The sequence below is a fragment of the Prosthecobacter sp. genome (genome assembly GCF_049294395.1).
GTDB lineage: Bacteria > Verrucomicrobiota > Verrucomicrobiia > Verrucomicrobiales > Verrucomicrobiaceae > Prosthecobacter.
In genome coordinates this window covers 1-7,632 of sequence record NZ_JBAQCR010000125.1, presented here as the reverse complement: position 1 = coordinate 7,632, position 7,632 = coordinate 1, and the positions used below count along the sequence as shown (strand labels likewise).

Annotated in this window: 7 protein-coding genes; 3 read left to right on the top strand and 4 right to left on the bottom strand. The window is 59.4% G+C overall.

What is annotated here, in order from left to right; all coding sequences use genetic code 11:
- The first annotated feature begins 77 nt into the window (after positions 1-77).
- Together WAW39_RS08350 and WAW39_RS08345 are read left to right on the top strand one after the other, a co-directional pair.
- Positions 78-1,127: a Fic family protein gene (locus WAW39_RS08350; RefSeq protein ID WP_422317701.1), complete on the top strand. Its 1,050-nt coding sequence runs from the start codon at positions 78-80 to the stop codon at positions 1,125-1,127.
- A gap of 335 nt (positions 1,128-1,462) precedes the next feature.
- On the top strand, positions 1,463-2,500 hold the full coding sequence (locus WAW39_RS08345) for a hypothetical protein (RefSeq protein ID WP_422317699.1): 1,038 nt from the start codon (positions 1,463-1,465) through the stop codon (positions 2,498-2,500).
- Positions 2,501-2,657: 157 nt separating this feature from the next.
- Here WAW39_RS08345 and WAW39_RS08340 read toward each other — a convergent pair whose 3' ends face one another.
- From WAW39_RS08340 to WAW39_RS08330, 3 genes are all read right to left on the bottom strand, one after another.
- Positions 2,658-3,011 carry a hypothetical protein gene (locus WAW39_RS08340; RefSeq protein ID WP_422317697.1) on the bottom strand — a complete coding sequence of 118 codons (354 nt, stop codon included), beginning with the start codon at positions 3,009-3,011 and terminating at the stop codon, positions 2,658-2,660.
- A 16-nt stretch (positions 3,012-3,027) separates the two neighbouring features.
- Positions 3,028-3,336, bottom strand: coding sequence for a hypothetical protein (locus WAW39_RS08335; protein WP_422317695.1), 309 nt, complete (start codon positions 3,334-3,336; stop codon positions 3,028-3,030).
- Between the two features lie 433 nt (positions 3,337-3,769).
- The gene (locus WAW39_RS08330) at positions 3,770-5,119 is read right to left on the bottom strand and encodes a hypothetical protein (protein WP_422317693.1); all 1,350 of its coding nucleotides are present in this window, start codon (positions 5,117-5,119) and stop codon (positions 3,770-3,772) included.
- A gap of 192 nt (positions 5,120-5,311) precedes the next feature.
- On the opposite strand from WAW39_RS08330, the gene WAW39_RS08325 reads away from it, so the two are divergent.
- On the top strand, positions 5,312-6,580 hold the full coding sequence (locus WAW39_RS08325; protein WP_422317691.1) for a hypothetical protein: 1,269 nt from the start codon (positions 5,312-5,314) through the stop codon (positions 6,578-6,580).
- Positions 6,581-6,665: 85 nt separating this feature from the next.
- On the opposite strand, the gene WAW39_RS08320 is transcribed toward WAW39_RS08325, so the two are convergent.
- Positions 6,666-7,499, bottom strand: coding sequence for a hypothetical protein (locus tag WAW39_RS08320; RefSeq protein WP_422317689.1), 834 nt, complete (start codon positions 7,497-7,499; stop codon positions 6,666-6,668).
- Between the last annotated feature and the right edge of the window lie 133 nt (positions 7,500-7,632).

Sequence of the window (7,632 nt, the reverse complement as noted above, 5' to 3'; positions counted from 1 at the left end):
AATATGGGTGTTTATAGGTGTCATTACAGTTGGACTTTTGGGTGTTTATGGGTGTCATTATGGTTTGGGAGACCCTGATGCTGAAAACAGATTCCATCCACATCACGCCGGATTTGCTGGCGTTGATTGCTGAAATTGACGAGTTCAAAGGTGCCTGGCGTGCCTTGGGCACCCTTCCCCCTGAACGCTTGAAGGCTTTGCGCCACGTCGCCACCATTGAGAGCATCGGCTCCTCCACTCGCATCGAGGGAAGCAAGCTCACGGACCGCGAGATTGAGCGGCTGCTGGCCAGTCTGGAAATCAAAAAGTTCGACACTCGGGACGAGCAGGAAGTCGCCGGCTATGCCGAGGTCATGGAAACCCTCTTCCATGCCTGGCAGGACATCCCCATCACCGAAAACCACATCAAGCAGCTTCACCGCGACCTGCTGCGCCACAGCGAAAAGGACGAGCGGCACTGCGGCGAATACAAGACGCTGCCCAACCAGGTGGCCGCCTTCGATGAGAGCGGCAGGCAGGTTGCCATCGTGTTCGAAACGGCCTCCCCCTTCGATACACCGCGCCTCATGGCCGAACTCGTCGCGTGGCTGAACGAGGCGCGCGAACTGAAGCGAACACATCCGCTTTTTGTGGTCGCCGTGTTTGTCGTGGTGTTCCTGGAAATCCACCCCTTTCAAGACGGCAATGGCCGCTTGAGCCGCGTGCTCACCACCCTGCTCATGCTGCAGGCGGGCTACGCCTATGTCCCTTACAGCTCGCTGGAGAGCGTCATCGAGGGCAGCAAGGAGGGCTACTATCTGGCCCTGCGGCAAACCCAGGGCACCATCCGCACCCAGTCGCCCAACTGGCAGCCCTGGCTGCTCTTCTTTCTGCGCGCCTTGCAGCAGCAGAAACGCCGCCTGGCCGCCAAGGTGGAGCGCGAAAAAATCGTGCTCGCAGCTCTGCCAGAGCTCGCCGTGCAAATCATCGACCACGCCAGGCAGCATGGCCGCGTGACCATGGGCGGCATCATCAAGATCACAGGAGCCAGCCGGAACACGCTCAAGGAGCACTTCCGCCACCTGCTGGAGCAGGGCCATGTGGTCAAGCACGGCACAGGCAAAGGAACATGGTATTCTCTACCATGACATACCCTGCTTTCTTTCTTCCAATCCGTCGGCAAACCCGAAGGCCCCGCGTTGAAGCAGCGGGACCGCATGCAGAGGATCACTTTCGCGCGGCGGCAGAAGAGCGGCAGAGAGAGGCTTTGCGCCACGTCGCCACTCCACGGGGCACACTTTGATGTTCGTCAGCGGCTGCGGCTTCGAGAGGATTTGAGTTTTCATCTGGACACCCCATGGCGGTCTGTTAAAAATACCCGGCCTTCCACCTGGGAGAGCTGCATGCGCTGAGCATCGCTGCCACACCGCACCATGAAATGGCACCTGTCGCAAGAGCGTTCATCCAGATGCCCCTCCACCCTATGAAACACCTGCTTCCATTAGCGCTCGCGCTCATCACCCTCTCCGCACACGCTCAGCAGGCCACTGAGTGGAAAACGATCCTGGCCACTGAGGAGGAGCTCAAGGGCTTTCCACCCGAGCAGGTCCATCTGGTGGACGGACTGCTCCATGTGCGCGCAGGCCATGGCATCCTGGTCCCGCAGCCACATCCGGACGGTGCCATCCGCGCACTCTTTCATTTCCGCGAGAAGACCAGCTGGCCCCAGCTTCGCATCCGGCGTACTGCCGATGTCAGACCCCAGGACAGCGAGTACTACGAGATCATACTCAACATCAAGATGGGAGAGACCTCCATCAACAATCTCTTCCTCAACTTCACCTCGAAGGGCAAGATCAAGCGGCTGGCTGTCGTGCCCCTGCCAAAGCCCTTTGTTTTGGGAGAATACATCGATCTTGAGCTCTCCGCCGTCGGCGAGCATCTGAAAGTCCTGATCAATGGCAAAGTGGCCTTTGAAATCGATGACAAGTCCATTTCTACCGGCGGGCTCTGGGGCGTCGCCGCAGATCAGGCCTGGTTCTCCAAAATCCAGGTGCGCAGCTTTGTTCCCAGGTCAAGCGACCCACGGATCGCCCAGCTGGAGGACGCCTATGCCGCCGCCATCGAGCGCGACGCCCCTCTCATCCCCCATATCGAAGCCGTCAAAGCCCTCGATGACAAGTATGTCGCAGCGCTGGATCGTGCGCTGGATGCCGCCACCCAGGCAGGCAACCTCGATGCCGCGCTGGCCCTGCGCACCGAGAAAAAGCGACTGCAGGACGAAGCCCCGCTGCCCGACGATGACAAAGCCACGAACGAGACCCTCAAGCCCCTCCGCGCCACCTACCGCAGCGCCCTGAGCCAGCTCACCACCCAGCGCGAACAGCGCCTGCAAACCCTGCGCGAAAAATTCCTCCAGGCGCTGGATGCCTACCAGGCCGAGCTCACCCGCGCGAAAAACCTCGATGCCGCCCTCGAAGTGCGCAAACGCCGCGATATCGAAGCCGCCAAAGCCCCATAACCGGGCGGATTGATGCGCAAGTAAACCGCAGAGGATGAACGGTCGCAGAGGACTGCATTTTGAATTCAGGCTTCTGCTCTCTGCGCCCGTCCAATCTCTGCGGTTCATCTCATGTTCGTCTGCGGCTGCGGCTGCGGCTTTGGAAGGCCCAAGCCCATCACGAAAAAAACCTCGAATAAAAAATATCACGCGTCGCCACAAAGCCGGTCAGCAAGGCGGCTGGTATGACGTAGTAGTAGCCTGCTGCAGCGGCAGGATGGAACTTCGAGAAGGCACCGATGGCAATGAAGCCGAGCAGGAGAAAAATGACACCAATGCAGCCTCCTTCGATGAGGTTAAAGGTCACGAAGATCACGCTCGCAATCACACTTCCAATGAGGCACGGCCACCAGACACTGGCGAAGGGCCGTGGTGCGAGATGAGAGGAGATCAGCCACGCAAAGAACCCGGCCATGGAAAGCAGGATGGCCAGCCACCGGAGCCAGCAAAGGAGTGTGCCGAGATGCTTCATGCGGGCGAAGAGCTGTTCATAGGTGAATGCCGAGTTGCGTCAGTTTGCGGCCCAATCCTTCCGCCGTGGCCAGCGTATGAAGGAAGCTGCCATCGGCACGTTCATACGAGATCACGCCACCATCCTCAAGGCGAACGACCAGCACGCAGTCCCGCGCCGCAGACGTTGGGAACCGCAGGATCTCCGGTTCGAAGCCGAACAACTCCGCAAGACTCAACGACGGCAGCCGCCCGTGAAGAACGAATCTGCCGGGACAGTCACGTATCGGCACCCACACGCCACGCTTCCAAAGCGTCTCGAAGGTCAGCGGCTGTGTGGGGTACATAAGGCTTTCCATTCAGCTACATTCATCCGAGTGATGCAAGGAGGAACAGTTATATAGCGATTCGCAAAACTCATTTCCGAAATGAAGTGGCTGAGGATGTTCGGTTTGCCGCAGAGGGGCCAAGGTGCAAAGGTGGCAGAGATTCAATCTCTTCTCTGCTCCCTCTGCCTCTCCGCCCCTCTGCGGCAGAGTCGAGGCCTCCTCCAGCTTTCAAAAGATTCAGCGGAGCGTGTTTCCCCAGGCGCTTTCCGGAAATCAGTTCTGGAAAACGCCATACCATGGCAAGCTCAAGTGAGGATTCCGGATCCACTGCCTGCGCATTGAGCCCCGCGCATCCCCAAGACTCCAAGACGCCTCCGCTTCTTCTCTTGGAAATCCACGATCCTCCCCCCCTGCCCGGACGGCTCACTCACCTGTCAGCACAGCACCTCGCCTACTTTTCGGCCTTCTCCGGGGCCTGTTCCTGCGGCACGGCCTTCGACTTCTCCAGCACCTCCTGATATACCTGCTCAGCCTTCTCGTTGAAGAGACTGCCGTTGATCTCCTGCTTTTTCAGGTAGTCCTTCAGCGTCATTGCGGGAACCTCGTTTTTATCCAGTGCTATCTCCTGGTAGGTCGTGGGCTCTTTGGAGGTCAGGCGTATGGTCCCGGTCAGCAGCACCTTGCCATCGGCGCTCACGTCCATTTGCAGATCTCCCTCCAGCTTTTGCAGGGAGTCATCGTGGTGGTCATAGTTGTTGATCATGCGCACCTTCTCGCGGTCCGCCTTGGTAAAGGTGATCCTCCCCGTCTTCAGCGCCCCCACCTGCACCAGCACCTGTACCGCGCCCCCCGCATACGGGCTCCACGGGCCGCTGGGCACATTGGTGGCCCCCATCTCCAGCATCAGCAGGTGGGCTCCAGACTTGATGCGCAGGTTTGAATCAAGCGTCCAGCCCCGGTCATCCGGCGCAAGGGCGGTGTCCTTCACCAGCACAAACTTCGTCAGCGGGATGCGCACTCGTGCATCGACCTGCCGCGTGAGAAACACGGAGAAATCCGCCTCCGTGCGCAGCGGCCCCCTGGCATCGTCCACGCCGGGGATCTTGCCCCAGTCACGGCTGTAGCTGTCCAGAAAATCCAGATGGTCCGTGATGGCTGCGGCCTCCTCCGCAGGAATCTCCCGCCGCCGCTTCATGATCTCAAATTTGGCCCAGTATTCGGCGATGGGAAAGCGCGTCTCCTTCACCACGGCGCCCTCCTTGATCTTCAGCAGCGCCACTTCCGTGGGCCGCACCTCCTCGCGCGGTGTTTTTTCATCCGGGTGCTGATACTTCTTTTTCTTCAGCGTGCAGAAGATGCGCAACTGCCCTGTGTACCAGTCTGCAAAGATCCGGCCATCCGCCGCCGCACGCCCGGGGAAAACCTGTCGCAGCACCTCATCCAGCCGTGCCTGCTTCTTCTTCACCACAGCCTCAGCCCCCTTCGGTTGGGATTTCTCCTGCTCCAGAAGGTCGCTCATGTGACTCGGTTGGAACTTCGCCAGATACAGCCGCCCGTCCGCGATCTCATACGTGGCCACATGACCGCGATAGTTCGCCGTGCTCGTCATTTCCAGCGGGTACTTCCCATGCTTGCCGTCTGCGAAGTAAGCCTGGAAGGGTGCGGGAAAAAGCCAGTGAGTCTCCAGCACGCAGCGCTCGCCACGGTAGAGGATGAAGTCATCCTCCTGCTCCGTGGCCGCAGCCTGTGTGTTCGTGAGCAGCAGCAGGGCGGGAAGGATCAGCAGAAGTCGAAGCCTCATGGGAAGACGTGCTTAAAAGAATGGATAATTCATCATTCTACCGAAGCTGATGTGGCATGACAAGAAGCGATTGGCTCATGGATGAGCATGAAAAAGTCGCGCTTCTCACGCCGCTGCCATTCGCAGCATTCGCGGTGGAAGCTTTTGACGGCGCTGGAACGGGCGACTTAGTGATTCAGCGCTTCCTTTGACATGAAACTTTCCTTCCTCACCCTCGCTTCTCTTCTTCTCGCATCCCACGCACTCCTGCCCGCTGCCGATGCCACTCTGCCACAAGCCGTAGATCAGGCCCACACCGAACTCTGGCGCCGCTTCGTCGATCCCCACGGCATCATCCGCGATTTCGAGGGCGATCTCCCCACTCCCGAAGACTGCAAGCTCGGCAGGCCCAATGCCATCGGCTGGTGGAGCCCCATTGAGAACGGCCCCATGTTCAACGGCATGTATCTCCCCGCCATCTGCGAGCGCGCCCGCCGCAGCGGTGCTGCCGCCGATGCGGAGCAGGCACGCCGCCTCGCCCAAGGCCTCATCAAATGCGCCTCCGTTTCCGATGTGCCCGGCTTCATCGCACGCGGCATCGGCACCGATGGCACCTGCCATTATCCGCTCAGCTCAGACGATCAAACCCACCCCTGGTTCCTCGGCCTGCACGCCTATTTGAAAAGCGGCCTCCCCACCGCCGAAGAGCGCCAGCAAATAGTGACCAAGGTCAAAGAAGTCGCCACTGCCCTGGAGGCCACAAAGTGGCGCATCCCCTGCGAAGGCGATTTCAAAGGCACTTTCCGCGGCGGCTTCACCGGCCACCTCTTCCGCGATGCCGTCCGCTACCTCTACCTCCTCCGCGCCACCCACGAAATCACCGGCGACGCCATCTGGCTGGAGCGCTACCACAAAGCCCGCGCCGAGCGCCCCGCACCCGGCACCAAAACACGCGCCGAAATCTGCGCCGCTGGCTACCCCTACGACCGCGAAGCCATCGCCCACATCGATGAATCCCAGCTCTGGATCTACGTCGGCAGCCAGGCCTCCCTCTCCCAGCTCATCGCCATGGAAAAGGATGCAGCACTCAATGCCCTCTACCGCACCGGCCTCACCGTCAACGCCACCAACGCCCTCCCCGCCCTCAAAGGCCACGCCACCTTCGACAACAACGATAAGAAAATCTTCGGCAACGCCAACTGGCGCGCCGTGTACTCCACCTGGTTCCCCCAGCCCACCCAGGAAGACGCCGCCAGGCTCGCCAAAATCTCCGACAAATCCAAGCGCGGCGAACGCAAAGACTACGAAGCCCGCCACATGAAAAACCCTCTCGCCGCCGCCGCCATCATCTCCCTCCTCGGCGATGGCTCAAACCGCGAACTCATCGAGCAAGTCATCCGCCACTACGACTACTCCAAACTCAACATGGCCGAACTCTTCTTCGCCGAGTGCGCGTATTATGCGCTGCCTCTGGAAAAGTAGCCCAGTTGCGCCGCAACTGGGGCTCTCATTGCCTTGATGGATCGTTCATCAAAGCAACTAATTCCGCAAAGGAGGGATAATTGGATCAACGCGGCGGCGGCATGACCGGCCCTGCCTCCTGAGTCCACTCACGATAGATCTTGGCGGCGTCTGATTTCCACCAGGTCTGCACGGCACTGATCTCAGGCTCCCCCACGATTTCTCTCTGAGACAGGCGTACTGGAAAATCTTCGCCCATCACTCCGGCGATCGCATGGGCAGCAAGGCTGGCGTTGCTCTGCATGCAATCCATCGGCGGATCAAGGTAATCATCCATCCGCTCCAAGGCGACTTTGACACCCAAAGCATCAGGCGCCCGCTTGTCCTCCAGAAACCGCCCGATCTGTTGAATGGCCTCCATGCTGCCCACCATTTGCAGGCACCGCATGATCTTCCGCCGTTCAAAAAAATATCCAACGTCCTGCGACATTCGCTCAAAGCGGTTCCCCAGCACCCGTGCGTGCCCCGGGATGGCGGCGATCTTCAGGCGGACATGGGATGCGATCTTTTCATTGAGCGCCGTGATCAGCGGAGCGGACACCATGTCGTCAGGATGATCACGACGAATTTCACTGCTACCGATGTTCTTGGCTTTCGCTTCCTTGAGCACATACCACAGCACGTCCATGTCCTTCTTCGCGGCGGCGGCGTCCAGAAATCTGAACTCGCCTTGGTAGAGCGCGTAGACGATCACCTCGGTGCTCTTCTTCAGTTCGGCTTCTTGGGCCTCGGCTTCCCGCTCGATCTCATGCAGGCGTGTCACAATGCGCGCGCCCACCTTCTCTTCGGCCTCACTCAGCCCCAAGACTCCGGCAAAACAGAATGTGCTGACAAAGATCCAGCAGCAGATGAGCCTGAGAAGCAGGGCGGATGTTTTCATATGTCTTAGGCAGTGTTTTAAAACCAGTTTGAAGGAAAAAAATTGTGCGCCCGGTGAGTTTGAGCCACTGGCAAGTCTCATGTTCAATCAACGATTCTCTTGGTGGGGGCCGCTCAAGCAGCGGCTCTTAAAA